This is a genomic window from Reticulibacter mediterranei (assembly GCF_016587455.1).
In genome coordinates this window covers 6,372,342-6,392,472 of the sequence record NZ_BNJK01000001.1, presented here as the reverse complement: position 1 = coordinate 6,392,472, position 20,131 = coordinate 6,372,342, and the positions used below count along the sequence as shown (strand labels likewise).

Here is a 20,131-nt window from a genome sequence, read left to right as displayed (position 1 = left end):
GATTAATACATACCTCTGCAAGAAACACGGCTAGCAATCATCGGCTAGAATTGACACTATAGCGTTTTCCTGGCAGCTCTCTTACCAGAGTTCCGGTTGCGGCACAACAACCCCAAGAGCGCCAGTCTGCACAACTGCCTGGATCTGCCTGCGCGTCGAGATCAATCCAGAGGCGATAAAAGGACGTGTCAATAGTGTTGTCAGCGTTTCAGCAATAAATGGAACAACTAAAGCTGGTGACACATTGAAAAGATCGACCGCTGTTACATTCCCCATTTCGATTGCGCTCTCTAACCCGGTCGAATCGGCGGCAAAGATATGGAGCATCGTGCTCAGTCCCAACGTCGAAGCCAACGTTAGTGTTTTTAAGTTTGTCGATGCAACACCAGCAACGTGCAATTGCTCAGCGAGATAGTGAAGGCCAGCTGCGTCAGGATGGATGCCATTCATACGATCGGCATTGACATACAGCAAGTAGCCCTGTTGTGCTGCCTGCTGACACAACGCTTTGAGATCAAAGAGGTCGCAATTTCTGAGAAAAAGAACGTAAGGCGTTAACATTGTCAGGGCAGTGAGGAATTGTGTTCGGTTCTCAACGACAGGGATAACTTTGTTGCGCGACAACACTTCTATAAGCGAACGTTTTGTCTGAGCAAGCATGCCGTCCTCCCTTTCCTGCAAAAAAAGTCCTGAGCATCCCTGGGGTGCTCAGGACTTTTCATAACAATGTCCTTATGCGACAACAAATATACCTATGTCTCATTTGTTGGTTCTATTCTGTTTATATATTAATCAGAGAATGTACCATTGTCAAGTAGTTCCGCTTACAGGGCTTTCCAATTCTCCCATCTAGCGGGAGTGCAGAGGGCGGCAGCCCTTTGCCGGGGTGCGGGGTGTCCCCGCAAAAACCTTTTTTCTTCTCTTTTGCGCGCCGCCTGCGGCGGCGCGCGAAGGAGGGAAGGAAACTGGGGACGCCCCAGGCCCCGGCAGGGAGACCCCTGCACCCCTTTGAGCGGAGAACTGGAAAGCCCTGGTTCCGCTTACCAGCGCTATTTAAAATTGCTGCTTAAAAGTATATAATTGATGATCTATAGAAAGCCTCACCCTTTGTATTAGCTGAGCAAGACAAGATGACACAAAAATCGCCATTGTTCCATCTCCATTCATATGCCCATTTCTACCAGCTATTTACTAATAGTTGAATAATAAAGAAAGGTAGGGTAAAATGCAGGTAAGAGATTTTTTGCGCTTAGCTCAGCAATATCCTGTTGCGGCGGCCATCAAATCCGAGGAGGAATTTGTCGCTGCATTATCGTCAAAGGCTGCCCTCGTCTTCATCCTCAAAGGTAATGCGTTTCATCTCTCTTCATTTATACTGCAAGCTCATGAGCGAAACAAAGGGGTTGTCGTTCACATCGACCTCATCAGTGGTATCGGAAAGGATCGCACAGGTATCCATTATTTACGGGATCTGGGAGTCGATGCCATCATTACCAGTCGCTCGCAACTGATCGCCGCTGGACGAGCGGAAAAGCTGGTAACGATCCAGCGCCTCCTGCTGCTCGATGATCTGGCCTTTGAAACAGGTGTACGCACGGTTGCTCGTTCTCAACCTGATATCATCGAGGTGTTGCCTGGCATAATCTTCCCTGAAGTGGCTCCAAGACTCCTCGCCCAGCTCCAGGGACCTTTCATCGCCGGAGGATTTATCCGCACACACGCCGAGGTAGAGCATATCAATGCCGCCGGAGCGTTACTGTGCAGCAGCAGCACGCAGAAACTCTGGGGGTGAGGTGCCTTTCCTCTTCCTGCCAAGAAGCCTTGTATTGAGTATAGACATGACGGATATGATCATGGCTCCCTCTAAGGGAAATAATTGTCATATCATTGGCCTGGCAAGAGGAAACTTTTGCGGAGAGGATCTCTGAGGATATTGACCATGACAGACAATATCCTCGACGAGATTATGTTTAACGGAATGTGCCAACCACATTCTGAAGGTCGATCACATTCTCGTTGCCCTTCTGCACAACAGATAAAACGACCATTGCCTTGTCGATAGGATTACCCTGCTTATCATACGTAAAGCGCCCCGTCACTCCCTGAAAAGCGAGAACGTTACCGTGTCCCAATGAGGCTAACGCATCCCGTGTAGACTGACCTATGAGGTCTCCCTGAACATATGTAGTAGCCTTCGCGATAAGTTGAACGCCATCGGTTGCCATCATCGAATCATTGCCCGGAGGCTGAATATTGGTGGTAGCAACGCCAGCCCCTTGATAAAAGCTTACCCAATCAGTGAAGAATGGGGGTTGCTGATTTTTAGCAATATGGAGAAAATCCCATTCGTTAGGCGCACAATAGGCTGTAAAGCTTAAATGGCGCATATCCTGGGGGAAGGTAGCAGCTATCTGAGCATCCGGGCCGTTGCCCTGGCCAATCACCAGGGTTGTATCGACACCATCGCCACCCAGGACGGAGAGATTGCTCAAGGTGGTGTTGTAGGGAGCATTTCTGATCGCATTGCCCAGAGCATGTGCCAATCGAATTCCATCGATACTATAGCCAGCAATAAAGATCTGATTGACGCCATGACTTTCCGCATCGGCCACGATCTTTTGATAATCTGCCACCGTCGTCTTCGATTCAGTAAAATGGCCAGCCTGATTATTGATCACCTGGATGCCAAGCTTTGAGGCGCTGGCACTGAAGGCATCGGCCAGGGAGACGCTGTAGGGATCGGTTGGATCTCGCAAAACAAAAACGGTCTTCACATGCATTTGTTGCGAGGCATTCGCCAGCAGCTTTCCCTCCACATCATCGGGTGGATCTATACGGAAGAAATAGGGGCTGCTGCCGGTGAGCTTCACACTGGAAGCTGGCGAGACCAACGGTAAATGAACGGAGGCAATAATATCAAGCGCGTTGATGGTTTGCGAGCTAAAGGGCCAGCCAACAACGCCCACGATATGATCGGGATTGCCTGCTTTTTTCACTCGATTCGCAACGAGTTGGGCTACAGTCGAAACGTCGGCTCGCTGGGGTCCACAACTATCGATCAGAATGCGTAATTTTAGCCCATGAGGAAGCAGCCCCTGTTTGTTGATCTCATATTGCGCAATAAAGGCTCCCTGCGTATCAGGTCTTGCCCGTAGCAGGTCATCTGCCCCTGAATCAAAGGCGATGCCAAGCACAATTGTAATATAGGAAGAACCGCTTTGCAGCACGTGGAGGTTTTCATTATAGATTTGCGCCTCACCATCAGTTGGATCGGATGAAACGGCCTGCGAAAAGAAATTAACGGCATTCGCCATGTCGCCCTTCTGAAGCGCCTGAGCTGCCTGCTTTTTTAAAGCAACATCGCTCCGTCCCGGATACGTATCAAAGATAAAGCTCCCATCGCTGAGGCCGATCCCTTTTTTGTCAAGCAACTGCTGTTCTTGAGCCAACTCAGCGCGCCAGGCTGCCTCTTGAGCATTTTTTTGCGCATTTCTCTGCGCCGCTTGATTCGCATTATTAATAAATGGCAGCGCAGCCACCAGAATCAGCACAAGAGCAATACATGCTCCCACCAGCACAAAAATCGTTCTTTGCTGTCGTGGCTTTCGTGACGGTTGTGAGGCAGGGGAGTACATTTGACCTGGAGGAGGGGGAGTTTCTGAAACTGAGGGATAGGATGACAGGAGAGTCTGAAGATCTCGCTGCATCTCTACAGGACTGGCATACCGCTGATTGACTGAGAGGCGCAGTTCTTTACTAAGAATGGCCTCCATACCCGAAGTGACCACAGGATTGAGACGCCGGGCGGGAGGATAGAAGTGGATCAAACGCTCTCGCGGATCAAATCCAGTCACAGCATGATGCATCGAGGCGGCCAGCGAGTAAAGATCAGATGAGGGTCTGATATCACCTCGTACCTGTTCTGGTGCCATATAACCTGATGACGTGTCTTTAGATAATGCATCAGGTGAAAACAAAGGTAGGAAAATAAGAGATACCTGTCGAGCCTGGAGGTTAACAATAATCGTTTCGGGGCTAATGGCTCCATGCACCAGAGGTGGCTGCTGGCTGGCAAGGACGGTCAGAATAGCACACAACTGCCGCCCATATTCCGCGATCTCGCGCTCATGTAATGCTCCCCCCTGTTGCTGCATCAAGAAAGCCAGGCTTTCTCCGGCCGGATATTGCTGAACAATATAGTACGCCCTGTATTCGCTAAATACATCCACAACGGGGGGAAAACCTTGATGTTGAGATAACTGTGTCAGGCGAGTGACGATGCTCTCGATAATACGCGCCGCCTGCTCTTCAGTATGATTGGGAAATGTACAACGACGTATCAAAACACGACTGCGTGTAGACTGTGTATCAACTGCGAGCCAGGCCGTTCCCTGGCCCTGTTGATTCTTGGGAAGTTTTACCTCCTCCAACAAACGATAGCGCCCTTTGCGCAGGACATCCCCACGCATTAAAGCGATCTCGCTTGCCGGGGCAGTGCTGATTGGTCTGATCTGAATGGCTCGTGGCAATCGATTCCCTACAGCAGAGATTGTTTCCTGCTGGTATCCACAACGCGAACATCGGCCATTCAGCCCGGTACCAACAAAACCGCAGCGTTGACATTGCATAGCATTCTCCCAATTCTACTCTCTTTTTGTAGTAGAGAGTGGTAGATTCCCGGGGTATACTACTCGCTTGCTAGAAGTGAAATTTGTTTCATTGATAAAAGTATGCGAAAAGGAGACAAAAATGTCGATCTTTTAGAAGAAATAGCTACTGTCTTTGCTACACAAATAGGATAGAGCAGTGCTGCTTCTATGAAACCCTCTGGAAGAAAAAGTTGAGATGTTGCCTGGTTAGTCCCCAATTATGAAGTATAGCAGGAAGAGTAAAACAAAAGCAAGAATTTTCCCCTGCACGTTTGCTTTCATTTAGGCCTCTTGTAGGCAAAGAGGCCGGTTAAGAGAGTATCTAAGTTCTACCCTGCATACGAAGAAGTACTATTATCTTGACCGTATCACCTATTAATCCTAAAATATATTATATCTTCAACGCTAAATACAATTTAATTCAATCAGTAAGTCATCGATGATATCTATGCTCTGGAAAGATAAAAACAAATACAGATCGGAAGAGTATCGTGAATATATCCGTTGACTTGTCTCTCCCTGAGAGAGAACAAGCACAGTATAAAACAGATCATCACGGCAAAATTAAAGCTCATCATACAGTCAAGAACAGGAAGTGAAGAATATGGGATTTTTTCGACCGACTCCAAAGGAAAAGGGTATAAAGGGGGCAATGGGTGCAGAAAGCGAGGCGGTGATTGCCGCAGCACTAATTAAGGCAGGATATACTGTACTGACTCCGAATGGGTACATGCATCGCTATGATCTCGTCATTGAGGATGCGGAATGCCAATTATTTGAAAGATGAGCTTTCTGATGAACTGGGGCAATAGCACAAACAAATAGCCGCCTGATATATAGGCAGCTATAAAAAATTAAGCGCACCCAGAGGGATTCGAACCCCCGACAACCTAGTTCCGAAGACTAGTGCTCTATCCACTGAGCTATGGGTGCATCACGCATCTATACTATATCACAACCTGTCAACTCCCCTCTCAGTGCTCTCCACCAACCAATGCACTATTGTTTTGCAAAGGCAGGCTGAACCAGAAGACAGAACCAGAGCCAGGAGTACTGCGCACCCCATAGCGTCCGTGATGTTGCTCAATAATCGTTTTGCTAATATATAAACCCAGGCCTAACCCGCTGGTCGCTGATCCCAGATGTTTCTTTCCCTCATTCACCTGATGAAAACGCTCCCAGATGAGTTGCAGTTGATCTCCTGGCAGGCCCGGTCCCTCATCGCATACCTCGATGAGCGCATCTCCATCACCAACGCCCAGGCTCACCTCCACGGTGCTGTCTTCAGGCGAATATTTGATGGCATTTGTCAGATAGTTGATGATCACCTGCTCGATCCGATCTCTATCAGCCAGCACAAAGAGCGGCTCCAGTGTAAGTTCTTTTAGATGTATAGTGCGTTCAGGAGTGGCGAGGCGCTGGCTCTCCACCGCCTCATGCACAATCGTTTGCAAGTCAACTGGAGCAAGATGCATCTCCATCTTCCCCACCTGGATACGGGAAACATCGAGCAAATCACCAACCAACCGATTCAAGCGGCTCACCTGCCGATCAGCAATCCCCAACGCCTCAAACGCCCCCTTAAAGCGATCAACCTCCTCGCTGCCTGATCTACTTGAAGCTTGAGAACGGCGGATAGTCGAGTGCAGCCGGCGCTCCGCCAATTGAACGTTCCCTTTAATAGCTGCCAGCGGATTCTTCAACTCATGACTGGCGATGGAAAGAAACTCATCCATGCGCCGATTCGCTTCACGTAATACAATCGCATTGGCCTTTGCTTCCGCGCGCTCCTGCAACAAACGTTCACGCTCCAACGCCAGTGCTGCCAGCCGCGCTACGGCACGAACGAGCGCCATCTCATCTTGAGTATATACCTGCTCCGGTCTACACTCGCCCGAATCACCCTTTTCCAGCAGCAGCACGCCGACCAGCACGCCATTGATACGCATCGGTGCCATCAGCACATCGCATGGCACACCATCCAGACTCTCTTTCCCCTCAAACAAGGGCCGACAAGAAGCAACAAACACTATCTCACCCGCCCGCAGGCGCTCTATCTGGGCAGCGGAAAAATAGTCATTGAGCCGCGTCCCCTGTAAACGATCCATTAAAAAAGCTTGATAATGTGGATCGATGCCAAACGTTGCAACAGGGCGCACTCTCTCATTTTTTTCGCCGTCATGCCCCTGATTGGTATCCGGCTCAATCACCGCAATCATTGTATACACACCACCCAGAACGCTTCCCGTTAGCTCAGCCAATCGCTGCCCTACCTCGCTGGCCGCCGTCGAAACGTATCCCTGCTCAGCCAGCGGTTCTCGCCGCTCTCGCTCACTATCATCGACCGCAACCAGCGCCTCAGCCATCGCCAGCAGGCCATGCAGCACTTCCTGCTTATGTTGTACCAGGCGATAACGCTCCTCCTCTGCACGTTTGCGCTCGCTGATATCCTGGATCACCGCAATCACATAGCCCGGCTCCCCTGTAGCCTTCTTCACCAGTGATAGCGTCATACTGACCCAGAGCAGTGAGCCATCTTTGCGCAAACTGCGCTTCTCGATAGTGCGTCCAGTCGCTCCCTCACGAATACAACACTCAAAAAATGTCCTGATGGCGTTCTTCTCTTCCTCAGGGACAAAATCAAGCAGGGAACGCTGCAATAGCTCTTCTCGCTCATACCCTGTTATATTACAGATATAGCGATTGACGCGCAAGAGTTGACTGCTGAGTGCAACATAAGCAATACCGGTTGCCACCTGCTCAAAAATGACCTCAAAAGGGCATTGCGCGTCCTCTACTGCATCTATCTTGCAGGTAAAAGAATTCTCTATCCGATCTGTCATCGTCGGGGGAGGCTGCTCGCCCCCATCTTCCAATCTTTTATTCATAGCTCTTCCCATGTGAGCATTTCAACGTATTCATGAGATAGTGAAAAAGGAGATATTTCTAAACTGACAACGTAAACCATCCATCCCTGTTTGATCATTTACCATGATGCTGCGGTTGGTCCCACTCACGATCTTGCCACACCCCTTTTCACACAGGCCGCCTGATTAACGAAGCTGATAGGCTCTTCTCTAGAGAATACATATCTGACCGCGCCTGACAGACTTCATCGGAAAAACAGCGTTCTTCGCCGTTCGTTTCTCATCGCCTCTATTGTAACCAATAGATGAAGATCAAGTCAAGCGAAAATAATCTGCACTGTACATACAAGCGATATCTTACTCATCTATTCTATAATCTGATGTCTGTAAAACATCGCTTGCTTGTATCGTGTATTCGTAATTTTTATCCGTATGTTTTATCTGACATCAACGGGAGATGGATTCTGCCTCTTCAGCAACGGTACGCCTGCGCTCAATTTCAGCAATGACCTCAACCAGCGACATATCGGTTAAAGAGGCCAGGCGCAGATCGGCATGGGCCAGTGGCAGTTCGCGGGTAATAATATTCGGGACGGCCACACAAAACAGACCAGCATGCTGAGCCGCCTGCACGCCGTTAGGAGAATCCTCCAGCGCAAACGCCTGGTTCGCCTGCACGCCGAGAGTTGCAAGCGCGGTGAGATACAGCTCTGGATGTGGCTTCTTGTGAGTCACTTCATCACCGCAGCAGAGGCAATCAAAGTATTTGAGCAAATTCAGACGACTGAGATGACCCTCGACCCACTCGCGAGACGAGCTGGAAGCAACGGCCAGCTTTAATTTCAACTGTTTGGCAGCAAGAATATATTCTTCTATCCCGGGCAATGCGCTCAACGACCTGATCATCTCGTGATGGCGGAGCCGACGCCTGCTGAGCAACGTCTCGCGCGCAATCGGCATGTTGAGTAACGTTTCGAGATAATCACAAGGATCAAAGAGTTCCACTCCGCCTCCAACACATGCTACCCATTTTTCAAGAGGAAGTTCACAACGATACTCTTGATAAATTTCTTGCCAGGATTGAAATGCTGATATCTCTGTATCTAAAATCAAACCATCAAAATCAAAAACGAGAGCCTGTATCATGTGGAGCCTTTCGTCGAGTCCATAATCAATCGGAGAACCTATCATACAAATATTTATCTCTATCTATTATGGCAGCATGACAAAGTTTCCTGTCAATGCCCTGACCAACACCAATCATCGCAGCAGGCACGCGGGACCAGGGGTGAGAGAAAATAGCCAGGTCGAAAAAAGTTGAAAGAAAGATTCGTGATACAATTGAGGCATTCATACGTCACCATTAACACTGTCTATCCGTTAGAAAGACGTATAGGAACTCGCGGTTTTCACATCCATTGCAGAATGATAAGGAGTTTGTCATGCCAGGGGAGGTTCTTCCACCAGCGACCCAAAGCCCACGTAACACCACTATCTTAATTGTCGAGGATGATGCTGACATTGGGCAGTTTCTCCAACAACTTCTCGATGAGGAAACACCCTACAATAGCATAGTGATCGATAACGGCCTGAAAGCGCTGGAGCAAGCACCACGCATCCATCCCTGTTTGCTTTTACTGGACTATCGGCTGCCAGGTATTAACGGGTTGGAATTGTATGATCGATTGCAGCAATTTGACGAGACGCGCGGCGTCCCGGCAATTATGATGAGTGCGACGCTGCCAGAGCAAGAATTAAAAAAGCGGGGCGTCTACCAACTCCGCAAACCAATGGATATCGGTGGCGTCTTGCGTATGATCACACATGCCCTCGCCAGCTTTGAAGAAAGATTATTGCATGAGCAATACCAGTAAAAACTCCTCCTCTTTAAGCTGTTCGTTGCTCTCGAGATTTGTTACAATATGGGTGGACAGATAGATACCAGGCCGCCACGTAGCGGCCTGTATTTTCAGATCAGGAGGTTTGCTCGTGGCAAATAAAGAACAGCGAAAAACACAAAAAGCTGCACCAAAATCTAACAAGCAGAAGAAAGAAGAGCAGAGGGAGAAGAAAGCTGCCAAAGCCGGCTTACTCAAAAAAGAGTAACGCTTCTCACCTCTTCCGTAACGGCTCTGTTGCAATAGCATCAGGAGCGCATTGCTCTCTCAGCAGCTCTCACAGATGCAAACGACAGAGCCGTTACGGTCTTCTCTGTCGGATTGCCTGCTCTACACAGGTTACGCCCATAAAATAGATATATACAAAATTACAAGTACCACTTTTCACCTTCTCATACGTTATCTAAGAGAGAGGCTTAACATCCCTGGCACATATTTAAACATTGAGTACAGACTTGACACTCTTGTTACAATGCGAATGGAATGCTTTTATAGCTTCAGGTACTCCGTAGCTAAAAGCAGAGCGCTAGCCTGGTATTTTTTGTTTTGCTGGGATGAATGAATCGGCCAGAAAAACAAAACACGCGAGAAGAGTCGGCATGTGTTCACAATATCTCACGCACGGCGCGTGTTAACGTGCTCATATGTTCGATGAGAGGAAATGGGGGTGTGCATGCAGCCAATATCCCACAACGCGTTCAATCGCGACATCGCCCCGGAACACTGGGTAGCGAATGCGAGACCCCGACCAAACATGGAAGAAGAGCAGGAAGATCAATGGGCCGTTCTTCGCCATGAAGTAGAAGGAGAAGAACGACTACAGCAAAATGAGCATTTTCATTCGGATTGGGAATCACGCGACACCGACGAAAATGCTTCTTACACTTCCTACTCACCGTTCGATGCTCTTTCACAGGCTCCCCATCATGTCGATATCGTGGTGGTCGGTGTCGGTGGCGGCGGCATGAATGCGATCAACCGTATGATTGCCACGCAGGTTCGGGGTGTACGCTATATTGCGATGAATACCGACGCCCAGGTACTTGCTCTTTCTCAGGCACCTGATCGTATTTGCCTGGGACAGCACTATACAAAAGGGCTGGGAGCTGGAGGGAACTCCGCAGTGGGTATGCGTGCAGCAACCGAAAGCGCGGCGGAGATCCGTGCGGCGCTGGGTGATGCCGATATGGTCTTCATAGCAGCAGGCATGGGCGGTGGTACCGGCACAGGTGCCGCACCAGTAGTTGCCTCTATTGCCAAGAAACTGGGGGCGCTGACCATCGGCATCGTGACCGTCCCGTTTTCTTTTGAAGGCACGCGCCGCCGCCGCACAGCAGAGCAAGGTTTGAAGGATCTGTGCGAAGAAATCGATGCGTTAATTACCGTGCCTAATGATCGCCTGCTGACCACTGTTGCCCGCGACTATAACTTATCTGACGCGTTTAAGATTGCCGATGATGTCCTGCGTCAGGGCGTGCAGGGTATTGCGGAGGTCATTAACGTACCGGGCATGGTCAATGTGGACTTCGCCGACGTGCGCAGCGTTCTCTGTGAGGCTGGTTCTGCCTTGATGAGCATCGGCCAGGGGCAAGGCCGTAATCGCGCTCAACGGGCCGCAGAAGAGGCTATCGCAGGCGGCTTCTTGAATGTGACGATTCGCGGGGCCAGACGTGTCCTGTTTAACATCTCCGGTGGCGAAGATATGACGCTCTTCGAGGTTCACGAAGTCGCCGAACGGATCGGAGGAGCTATCGACGATGCGGCAGATATCACCTTTGGAGCGGTTATCGATCCCACATTGCAGGATACCATTCGCGTGACGTTGATTGCCGCAGGAATGGAAGAGATCCCCACGACGCGCTTGCAAGCGGTGCGCCCGGATCAACTTCGATCTTCTGCGTCGCTGCATTCACTACCAAATCGTACCGGGTCAAATCATCCTGGAGGAACAAACACTGGTGCTACGCCATACCGAACGCCTCCCATGACGCCCCGGACACCTCCGCCAACGGTTCGTCCAGCAGGTCAATACGGAAGCTATTCGGGAGGAACACCACCACCTCCACCACAACAGCCACCCACCGTTCGACCGGCAGGGCCACCAGCGCAGGGCGCTCCTCCGCAAAGAACACAGCGGAGTTTGAACGATTTACGTGGCATTCGTGGGCTGGGACGCCGCCAGGAGCCTCCAAAGCCCTATCCAATGGACGGCAACGGCGATGATCCCATTGATGTGCCGCCGTTCTTGAAACGTCATGAATAATCGTATCCAGTCAGACCCGGCAATGCATCTTATCTTGAAGAGGGAAGATGAACATTGCCGGGTCTGACTTTCCGCGCTGTAAGTGGTAAGTAGTCGTTTTTACATCAGAATCGGGGGTGCGATCTGCTATTCTTGCTGCTCTGAAGCTGAGTTCTCAGGTGCAGTGCGACCGCGCTCTCCGCCTTTTTTGCCGATTTTCGAGTAGAACTCTGATCCCTGTTGACGCTTTGTAGACTCCCCCCCTTTCTTCCCAATCTCAGCATAAAATTTTGCGCCCCGTTTCTCTTTCACGGTTTCGCCACCTTTTTTGCCGATTTTCGAGTAAAATTCAGGGCCGTACTTTTCCCGTACGGCCTGACCTCCATGTTTCGCTTTCTGTGATCCCGGTTCTGGTCCTCGCTTGTTGTTTGCCATAGAAAGTCCCGCCTCTCTTTGACTTCGTACCCACGTTTGCCCAACTTATAATGCGGTGAGACATTCTAAAAACAGAACATCTCGCTGCTTCCCTACTGCGATTGACGTTCACGCGCCTGTGCCACCCGATTCGCGATAAGCGCAGCGGTAATCCCTGCGCCAACGCCATTATCGATATTGACCACTGAAAGGCCCGGCGCACACGTTTGCAACATCGAAAGTAATGCGGCAACACCTTTGCCGCCCATACCATAACCAATCGACGTTGGTAGCCCTATAACAGGAACCGGAGCCAATCCTGCTACGACCGATGGCAATGCACCATCCATTCCGGCAGCTACGATAATTGCATCCACATTATCAGCGAAGAGATCCCGTAATGGCGTGACCAAACGATGCAGCCCGGCCACCCCCACATCGTAAATACACGTCACTCGGCAACCCATCTCCTCCACGATAACTGCGGCCTCTTCCGCTACTGGTATATCCGAGGTGCCTGCGCTAATAACGCCGACATGCCCTCCTGTATTGTTTGGGACGAACTCAGGACCATAAATGACCATCGCCCGCGCCGCATCACGGGTACGCACTGTGTACCCCTGGAAGGCTGCTTTGACTTCTTCTAGCGAATCAGTGCGCAGACGACTGATAATCGCTCGCCCGGTTCCTGCCAGCAGCCCATGCGCCATTGCGATAATTTGCGCGGTCTCTTTCGTCTCTCCAAAAATGACCTCTGGAGCGCCTTTACGTCGCTCTCGCCCAGCATCAGGACGGGTCTCAATCACAGGTGAGACATTCGTATGTACTGATTCCCGCGATGCATTCTTTCCGCCTGTTGTCCCCAACTCTTGCAATTGCTGGCCCGGCCCTCCTGGAACAATTCGCCCCAATGCTTCCTCACCAAACAATTGACTCAAAAGTTCTAGCGGTCTTTCATCCTCGTGTTTCACAAAAACTAACACCTCTTGTCGATCATTACACAAAGATTGCTCACCTGAAATCGCATGACACTGCTAGTGTAACACAGTTCATCACAATCAGCAAGCCAACAGTAGTACATTCTCATTCATCAATAACGAATATAGGCACTAAAACCCGAATCATTATCACTTCATGCCCCTTCTCACCCACATGGAAACACCTTCCTTTCTTTTCTCGAACTTCATTTGCCATCGCTCCTTCCCTCCCCATCACAACGTCCAGCCGTGGAGCTATTTGCATGCGACCATCTCGCATATCTATGATATACTGTACCATGTATTTCCAAAAGGATATTTCACCCGTCTCCTCCCTTCCAGAAGGGAGCGTTTTTCAATACAATAGTGGCTAAAATCTTTATGTTAGTAGAAGTTCGAATGATGAAGATAATACGCTTTTTTTTCGTAGCTATGACGTTCACTGGACTTTTATGCTTACTCACAGCATGCGGACCAACGGTGAATCAAATCAAGCCGGTGGAGACCGTAACCATCAATCCATCGTTCCAGGCACAGACCTCACCAGTCCCGACTGTACCACCTTATCGTTGCGGCTCCTGGGCCTCGAACAATGCGCCCGGCACATACAGTACCATCTCTATTTACGCCAAACTGGTTGGTAAGGATGCTCAGGGGGTTGCCGGGGCAACGGCTCAGGCGGTAGCGCATTTCCAGAACAGCGATCTCACACTTGACACTCAGCCGAAAAGCGACAAAGGCGGCTTTGTGGTCTTCACGCTCTCGTTGCAGGGACGACAGCCCAGCCGGGTTCCCGCGACCGTTGATGTCTCATTTACCGTCAATAAAACAAAAGTCACCTGTTCGTCTGCGTTTTTTACTCCGCAATAAGCTGCTGGCAGGTCGGACAAAAGTGCGTGCTGCGTTGTGCAATCACTCTCCGCTCGATCAGGGTTCCACAACGCACACATGGTTTCCCGTCCTGCTGGAAAACACGCACATGATCGAAATTGTTACCGGCCTTGCCCGCCAGATCGCGGTAATCGCTGAAACTGGTTCCCCCATGCTCTATACCCAGCGCAAGCACGGAGATAATCCCCTCGCGCAAGGCGTCGATCTCTGAGGCGTTCAGGCTATTGGCTCGCCGCAAAGGATGGATGTGGGCATAGAAGAGCGCCTCATCCGCATAGATATTGCCAACTCCCGCGACTACCGATTGATCCAGCAACACCTGCTTGATAACCGTCTTCCGTTTTGCCAGTTCTTCCGCAAAATGCTCCACTGTAAACGCATCTTCCAGCGGCTCCGGTCCTAACCCATGCAACGCTTCCGCTTCAGAGAAACACGGCCATAGCTCCATGCGCCCAAATTTACGCGGATCGGTATAGAGCAGGCGTCGTCCATCAGCCAGATCAAAACAAACGCGACAATGGGAGGTTTCACGACTATAAGCAACATCTGTCGCAGTTGGAGGAAGGAAGGTTGGCCCTCTCGTCTGCCAGGCCGCGTTATCCGTTTCGCGCAGACTAGTATCTATCTGCCAACCAGGAGATAAAAGCAATAAATTGCCACTCATGCGACGATGAATGGAGAGAAAAAAATCGCCGCTGAGATCGAGCAGGAGGAACTTGCCACGCCTGCGCACTCCTTCAATGCGCCTGCCGACAATCTCAGCACAAAAATCATGCCAATCAGGATAACCAATCGTACGCGTCCAAAAAACATGGGCCTCCTGGATGGCGGCCCCAACAATCAAGGCACGCAGTTGCCGTGCCGTATATTCCACTTCTGGTAATTCTGGCATATGCTCTTTCTCGCTCAACGACGACAACTATCACAGCGGCCAAAAAATTCCAGGCGATGCCCCTCAACCGAAAAGCCCACCAGTTGCTCGACGCTGGCAATCTGCTCCTCGCTCAAACACGCATCTACCTCCACCACTTTCCCGCAATTGGAGCAGGTAATATGGTGATGATGGTGTCCCGTTTCCTGGCACAGGCGGAAGCGATGCGAACCATCGGCAAATTCTATGCGGTCGAGCAAATGTAAATCACGCAATATTTCGACCGATCGGAACACTGTTGCACGCCCTACATCTGGATCACGCCGCAACGCCATATCCCACAATTCCTCAACTGTGAAATCTTTCCCGATTGTCTCGATAAGTAGAGCCGCCAACGTGCGTCGTGGACCTGTAATACGCAAGCCGTTTTGTTTGAAAGCATCAATAATAATATCGGGGGTAATAGGCATAATCCAATGATCTTCCGTCTCTATCGAGGTTTTTTACCAATTGTGTAAAATTGTATCACACAAGGTGAGCATGGTCAATGAAACGAGGCACCTGGACGCTCTTCCTCTATCCGCCAGACTCTATACCCGACTTCAGTATCCTCTACCAGTATCCTGTTATCCTGTCGCCACAATTTTACCGCCACCAGCACATCGCCTGCGGCTCCGGCCACGTTGCCAACGGTTGCAAACAGTACATAGGAAGCCAGGACGGGCGAGAAGAGCGTGAACAACAGGCCAGCCAACGTGATGATGACCAGAGGAGCCAGCCCGACGACGAGATAATGGTTACGCCAGAACAACTGTCTTTTCGCGCCACAATAAAGTGCCAGAGGCAACTTCGCACCAAAGTAGGGTCTACCTCCCCAGAAGAGAAAGGCCAGAGCGTGTATCAGTTCATGCAGAGGTAAAACGAGGATATAGCTGACGATATTGCAGACAAGCCAGAGGACGACACCCCAGAAAGACAGAGAAAATTGCAAGGTGTGTTGCTGCCAGTAAAACGCGGCCAGATTTAGCACCACAAAGACGATGCCGCCAACAACCAGCATCTTCAGGCTCAACATTGCCAGAGGACGGAGTTGCGTCGGTTCCAATAATTCAAGCTCATCAGATTTGTGCAGTTGTCCAGCGTCTATGACCACCTGGAACTTCTGGCGTTGTTCTGGCCGATAGCGATCAACCAGCAATAATTGACTTTTCATGCCTACCCCTTGCGTTTTCTCTATCATAGCATACGCCCTTCCTCATGGCATAGCTCTCACCTGCTATACTATAGAGCGTGGCTCCGTTTAAGCAACAGAAAGGGAAGGCAATGCAACGGCGCAAGCAAGCATGGCGATATCTTGCGTTCATTTTTGCCATCTTCTGGATCATCTTTGCCTGTGTACTCATTCTGAGCGATTTCCCCTTTCTGGTGATCAGCATGGCTTTGACGGTCGTTGCGGTCTTCTCGGCTATCATTGTGGCTCTCTCATGGGCCTATCAAAATAACTGGTAAGCAAGGATTGATTCATGATTGATATTTGTCTGTTGGGAACCTGTGGTATGATGCCGCTGCCGAACCGCTGGCTCTCGTGCGCCCTGCTGCGCTGTGGCTCCAATCTGGTCCTTTTCGACTGTGGGGAGGGAACGCAAGTTCCCTGGAAATCTCTGGGTTGGGGTTTCCGCCAACTGGGGGCAATCTGCCTGACCCACATGCATGCTGATCACGTGGCAGGGCTGCCCGGCGTCCTCTTTATGGTTGCCCACGCCGGTCGCACCGAACCACTGATCATCTACGGCCCTCCTGGTACAAACTATGTCGTCGAAGGGCTGCGCCGTATCGCTCAAGAACTGCCTTTCCCGATCGAGATTCGGGAGATGCGCGGCGAACAACAGTTTACGTTGCCTGGAGGACTACGTGGCTCCTGCGCTCCCGCTGCTCACGGCATTCCCTGCCTAGCATATCGTGTGGAGTTGGAACGACGGCCCGCCTTCCAAGCAGAGAAAGCACAGGCGCTCGGTCTGCCGGTCCAATTCTGGTCGCGCCTGCAAAAGGGAGAGACCATTGAATACAACGGGCAGACAGTGCAACCGGAACAGGTACTCGGTCCTCCCAGACGCGGAATCAGCATGGCCTTTATCACCGATACACGGCCAACGACGGCCCTGTCCTCGTTTGCACGCGATGTCGATCTGCTCATTTGTGAGAGTATGTATGATAACCCGGAAGATTTGCCCCTTGCACGCGCCAATGCCCACATGCTGGCTGAGGAGTCCGCTGGTATCGCCAAAGCCGCTGGCGCTCACTCGCTGGTGCTGACTCATTTTAGTCCTAAGATCAATGATCCCTCGCAGGCAGAAAAAGCGGCACGCCGTGTGTTTCCTGCCACGCGTGCCGCTCGTGATGGCATGACCATTACATTAGATTTTGCTTCTTAGCTCGCTTCTGAGAATGACGACCCGCTCTTCTTCTCCGCTCCGATCGCGGGATCTTCTGCCTTGCGAGGTTGTAGATCAATAGGAGGGCGGGATTTTTTCAAGTACAAATCAAAGAATTCTATCATTTTGTTGACATAAACCGCACGGTCCTCGAAGTAGGCTCCACAATGTTCGGCATTCGGCAACAACCAGAGTTCTTTTGGATCTCCGGCAGCTTCATACAAAAGGGATGCATCTTTAGGATCTACCACCGTATCTTTTAACCCATGAATAATCAGAATAGGACGAGGCGCTATACGCCCGATATCGCGCAACGGCTCAACCTGATGAAAGCGATAGCCGGCCCGCAACCAGAGGAGAAAATCAGTTGTCCAGTCAAAAATGATAAATGGCATATGCAATGTGCGGCGCACAGCGTATGCAACGGCGCTCTTGTGAGTGGCAAAGGCGCTATCCGCCACAATCGCCTCAACCTCTTTTGAGCGTGCCACCGCCATAATCGCAACCGCAGCCCCCATCGAATACCCAACGACCCCTAACCTCGCCTGCGGCGCTCGCTTTTTGGCATACTCAATGGCTCCCATAAAATCATTGATCTCGCGATATCCCAGCGTAATTGGCTTACCAACCACGCTGCCATGCCCATAGTACTCGAAGCTCAGCACATTATGTCCGGCTCGCCAGAGTTGAGCGCAGGTGCCCAACACGTCGGATCTGCGCCCTCGATAACCGGGACAGACAATAATGGTTGTAGTGGCCTGTGGATATGACATATACCAACCACTGACCAGATGCTCTCCATATAGAGGCGCAAAAGCAACCTCCTCCGCTGGCAAATCAAGCTCAAAGGGACTGAAGGTATACTGCTCAATGAAGTTGGTCAGCCGTTTTGGACGTATCAACGTTTCTACAATAAAGAGCGCTACAGCAAAAATGATTCCCAGCACTCCAATGCCTCCACTCAATCCACCAAACACGATCTGCTTTAATGATGGTCGCGGGAAGCGCCTGTTCGGTACATTGATAATCAAGGCAAGCTCCTTTTCTAGCGTACGACTGACAGTAATGGCATGCCTGCATATAAATAATAACATGATAAAGCCATCTATTTATGCCTTTATCCTCTTTTTTCCGCGATTTCCCGGCATCATGTCAGAATTTTTCATTTAGAAACGACATAAACAGTTGAAATCAGCGTCCTGATAACGCGTCGCCACCCCCTCTGATTAAGGCAGACGCAGAAGTGATATCTATTACACGCTGCTCGCTTTTCTAAAGACACAGCGCCGATTCATTCTTCCCATCTATTATTTTCATAAATATATATAATCTCATATCCATTCCTCCATCTTATTGAAATAATGAAATATCAGTATTGGAATAATAACAGAACTTACGATATACTGAAAGAGTGCCGGTTCACTGGCAAACCTGGAAAATGGGGCAGCACCACACTATTACCCCTTCTTTGAGGAAGCTCTCGCTCATCTAAGAACAATGCCCGGCATGATTGGCACAATTACTAAGAGTAACATTAGTGGGGGACGACAAAAATGACGATGCATACGATTCATAGTGTAAACGATGGGAAAGCACAACGTCCGCAGGAATTCTCATCCTTACCTTCTCAACGTAAAGAAGATGCATTGCTGGCAACAGCTATTAGCCGCATCCTCCAGATCGGCGTGCTATGCAGTGCACTGATGATTATTGCCGGCCTCCTGTTCCTGCTTCTACAAATTGGAGCCGCTGTACCACTCCATTTGCAAACATTTCCCCACACGCCTAGACAGGTGTGGAGCGGCTTATTGCAGTTGCAACCACAGGCGATCATTGCAACTGGTCTACTTTTTTTGATCGCTACGCCTGTTCTTCGAGTTGTTGTCTCCATATTCGCATTTAACCATGAGCATGATCGACGCTATGCCCTGATAGCTTTGATCCTGTTGGGCATTCTGCTCACCAGCTTCATGTTAGGCAAGGGAGGAGCATAATGCCCCTCTCACTGGCGACACTTGCCTTTATCTTTTTCGGTGCGATCCTGGCGGGTGTGCTTGGCGCGCTGGTTGGCCTGGGTGGAGGTGTGTTGATCGTGCCAATGCTTACCCTGATCTTTGGTCTGCCCATTCAGTATGCCATTGGAGCCAGCATTATTGCAGTCATAGCGACATCCAGCGGTGCGGCAGTAGCGTATGTACGCGATAACATCACTAATATTCGACTCGGTACCTTTCTTGGCATCGCCACCACAGCTGGTGCGATCAGTGGAGCGCTGCTATCAGGCATCCTTTCCGCCCCACTCCTCTTCATCATTTTCGGCATTGTACTACTGATCTCAGTGGTGCCACTGCTGTTCAAGCTAGGCGAAGAGATTCCGAGGGGAGTGAAAAATGACCGATGGGCAAACCTGTTGAGCCTCTCCGGGAGCTATCACGACCAATATTCCGGCATGGAGATTACCTATGAGGTGACGCGCACACGGTTGGGTCTCTTTGTTATGTATATGGCAGGCGTGATCTCAGGGCTACTAGGGGTTGGCAGCGGGACGTTTAAAGTGCTGGCGATGGACACGATTATGCGTTTGCCGATGAAAGTCTCGACGACCACCAGCAATTTTATGATCGGAGTAACAGCCGCCGCCAGCGCTGGTATCTACTTTGCGCGCGGCGATGTGCAACCCTTGATCGCGGCGCCCGTCGCGTTAGGAATCCTGCTAGGAGCGTTGCTAGGGGCGCGTCTACTGATGCACCTGAGCAACAAAACTCTGCGCCTGATCTTCATTCCGGTGATGACGATTGTTGCAATTCAGATGGTGCTGCGCGGCCTGGGAATCTCGCTGCATTGAGATTGCTTCCTCCTTAAATATCATTGATGAAATTGTTATAAGCAT

At 50.4% G+C, this 20,131-nt stretch carries 19 protein-coding genes and 1 tRNA gene; 9 read left to right on the top strand and 11 right to left on the bottom strand.

Annotation, left to right across the window (positions count from 1 at the left end):
* Nucleotides 1–81: 81 nt before the first annotated feature.
* Nucleotides 82–660 (bottom strand): glycerol-3-phosphate responsive antiterminator, encoded by a 579-nt coding sequence (locus K3T83_RS27735; RefSeq protein WP_220206160.1) that lies wholly within the window; start codon nt 658–660, stop codon nt 82–84.
* Nucleotides 661–1,225: 565 nt separating this feature from the next.
* On the opposite strand from K3T83_RS27735, the gene K3T83_RS27730 reads away from it, so the two are divergent.
* Nucleotides 1,226–1,792 (top strand): glycerol-3-phosphate responsive antiterminator, encoded by a 567-nt coding sequence (locus K3T83_RS27730; RefSeq protein WP_220206159.1) that lies wholly within the window; start codon nt 1,226–1,228, stop codon nt 1,790–1,792.
* A 178-nt stretch (nt 1,793–1,970) separates the two neighbouring features.
* On the opposite strand, the gene K3T83_RS27725 is transcribed toward K3T83_RS27730, so the two are convergent.
* Nucleotides 1,971–4,628, bottom strand: coding sequence for an ABC transporter substrate-binding protein (locus K3T83_RS27725; RefSeq protein ID WP_220206158.1), 2,658 nt, complete (start codon nt 4,626–4,628; stop codon nt 1,971–1,973).
* Nucleotides 4,629–5,253: 625 nt separating this feature from the next.
* Between K3T83_RS27725 and K3T83_RS27720 the strand changes: the two genes are divergently transcribed.
* Nucleotides 5,254–5,436 (top strand): group I intron-associated PD-(D/E)XK endonuclease, encoded by a 183-nt coding sequence (locus K3T83_RS27720; protein WP_220206157.1) that lies wholly within the window; start codon nt 5,254–5,256, stop codon nt 5,434–5,436.
* A gap of 72 nt (nt 5,437–5,508) precedes the next feature.
* Here K3T83_RS27720 and K3T83_RS27715 read toward each other — a convergent pair.
* The 3 genes from K3T83_RS27715 to K3T83_RS27705 all read right to left on the bottom strand — a co-directional run bounded on the left by K3T83_RS27715 (nt 5,509) and on the right by K3T83_RS27705 (nt 8,707).
* Nucleotides 5,509–5,582: transfer RNA gene (locus K3T83_RS27715), tRNA-Arg, on the bottom strand.
* Between the two features lie 41 nt (nt 5,583–5,623).
* On the bottom strand, nt 5,624–7,537 hold the full coding sequence (locus K3T83_RS27710) for a sensor histidine kinase (protein ID WP_220206156.1): 1,914 nt from the start codon (nt 7,535–7,537) through the stop codon (nt 5,624–5,626).
* Nucleotides 7,538–7,963: 426 nt separating this feature from the next.
* The gene (locus K3T83_RS27705; RefSeq protein WP_220206155.1) at nt 7,964–8,707 is read right to left on the bottom strand and encodes an HAD family hydrolase; all 744 of its coding nucleotides are present in this window, start codon (nt 8,705–8,707) and stop codon (nt 7,964–7,966) included.
* Between the two features lie 251 nt (nt 8,708–8,958).
* Between K3T83_RS27705 and K3T83_RS27700 the strand changes: the two genes are divergently transcribed.
* Nucleotides 8,959–9,390, top strand: a complete 432-nt coding sequence (locus tag K3T83_RS27700; RefSeq protein ID WP_220206154.1) for a response regulator — start codon at nt 8,959–8,961, stop codon at nt 9,388–9,390.
* Nucleotides 9,391–10,087: 697 nt separating this feature from the next.
* Complete coding sequence (ftsZ, locus tag K3T83_RS27695) at nt 10,088–11,677, top strand: cell division protein FtsZ (protein WP_220206153.1); 1,590 nt, start codon at nt 10,088–10,090, stop codon at nt 11,675–11,677.
* 126 nt (nt 11,678–11,803) lie between these two features.
* On the opposite strand, the gene K3T83_RS27690 is transcribed toward ftsZ, so the two are convergent.
* Both K3T83_RS27690 and larB read right to left on the bottom strand, forming a co-directional pair.
* Entirely contained in the window at nt 11,804–12,091 is a 288-nt protein-coding gene (locus K3T83_RS27690) for a hypothetical protein (RefSeq protein ID WP_220206152.1), read from the bottom strand.
* Between the two features lie 92 nt (nt 12,092–12,183).
* On the bottom strand, nt 12,184–13,041 hold the full coding sequence (gene larB / locus K3T83_RS27685) for a nickel pincer cofactor biosynthesis protein LarB (RefSeq protein ID WP_236065006.1): 858 nt from the start codon (nt 13,039–13,041) through the stop codon (nt 12,184–12,186).
* A 405-nt stretch (nt 13,042–13,446) separates the two neighbouring features.
* Between larB and K3T83_RS27680 the strand changes: the two genes are divergently transcribed.
* Nucleotides 13,447–13,917, top strand: coding sequence for a hypothetical protein (locus tag K3T83_RS27680; protein WP_220206151.1), 471 nt, complete (start codon nt 13,447–13,449; stop codon nt 13,915–13,917).
* On the opposite strand, the gene mutM is transcribed toward K3T83_RS27680, so the two are convergent.
* The 3 genes from mutM to K3T83_RS27665 all read right to left on the bottom strand — a co-directional run bounded on the left by mutM (nt 13,904) and on the right by K3T83_RS27665 (nt 16,049).
* Nucleotides 13,904–14,830 carry a DNA-formamidopyrimidine glycosylase gene (mutM, locus tag K3T83_RS27675; protein WP_220206150.1) on the bottom strand — a complete coding sequence of 309 codons (927 nt, stop codon included), beginning with the start codon at nt 14,828–14,830 and terminating at the stop codon, nt 13,904–13,906. The genes K3T83_RS27680 and mutM overlap by 14 nt on opposite strands.
* Nucleotides 14,831–14,844: 14 nt before the next feature.
* Complete coding sequence (locus K3T83_RS27670) at nt 14,845–15,279, bottom strand: Fur family transcriptional regulator (RefSeq protein WP_220206149.1); 435 nt, start codon at nt 15,277–15,279, stop codon at nt 14,845–14,847.
* A gap of 74 nt (nt 15,280–15,353) precedes the next feature.
* Nucleotides 15,354–16,049, bottom strand: coding sequence for a DUF3267 domain-containing protein (locus tag K3T83_RS27665; protein WP_220206148.1), 696 nt, complete (start codon nt 16,047–16,049; stop codon nt 15,354–15,356).
* Nucleotides 16,050–16,132: 83 nt separating this feature from the next.
* Here K3T83_RS27665 and K3T83_RS27660 point away from each other — a divergent pair, with 83 nt between their 5' ends.
* Nucleotides 16,133–16,318 carry a hypothetical protein gene (locus K3T83_RS27660; RefSeq protein WP_220206147.1) on the top strand — a complete coding sequence of 62 codons (186 nt, stop codon included), beginning with the start codon at nt 16,133–16,135 and terminating at the stop codon, nt 16,316–16,318.
* Nucleotides 16,319–16,332: 14 nt separating this feature from the next.
* Nucleotides 16,333–17,241, top strand: coding sequence for a ribonuclease Z (locus tag K3T83_RS27655; protein WP_220206146.1), 909 nt, complete (start codon nt 16,333–16,335; stop codon nt 17,239–17,241).
* Here the strand turns inward: K3T83_RS27655 and K3T83_RS27650 are convergent.
* Nucleotides 17,238–18,272 (bottom strand): alpha/beta hydrolase, encoded by a 1,035-nt coding sequence (locus K3T83_RS27650; protein WP_220206145.1) that lies wholly within the window; start codon nt 18,270–18,272, stop codon nt 17,238–17,240. The genes K3T83_RS27655 and K3T83_RS27650 overlap by 4 nt on opposite strands.
* 522 nt (nt 18,273–18,794) lie before the next feature.
* Here K3T83_RS27650 and K3T83_RS27645 point away from each other — a divergent pair.
* On the top strand, nt 18,795–19,235 hold the full coding sequence (locus K3T83_RS27645) for a DUF1634 domain-containing protein (RefSeq protein WP_220206144.1): 441 nt from the start codon (nt 18,795–18,797) through the stop codon (nt 19,233–19,235).
* A complete protein-coding gene (locus tag K3T83_RS27640; RefSeq protein ID WP_220206143.1) occupies nt 19,235–20,086 on the top strand; it encodes a sulfite exporter TauE/SafE family protein in 852 nt (283 codons plus the stop codon). Before K3T83_RS27645 ends, K3T83_RS27640 begins: the two co-directional genes overlap by 1 nt.
* Nucleotides 20,087–20,131 lie beyond the last annotated feature (45 nt).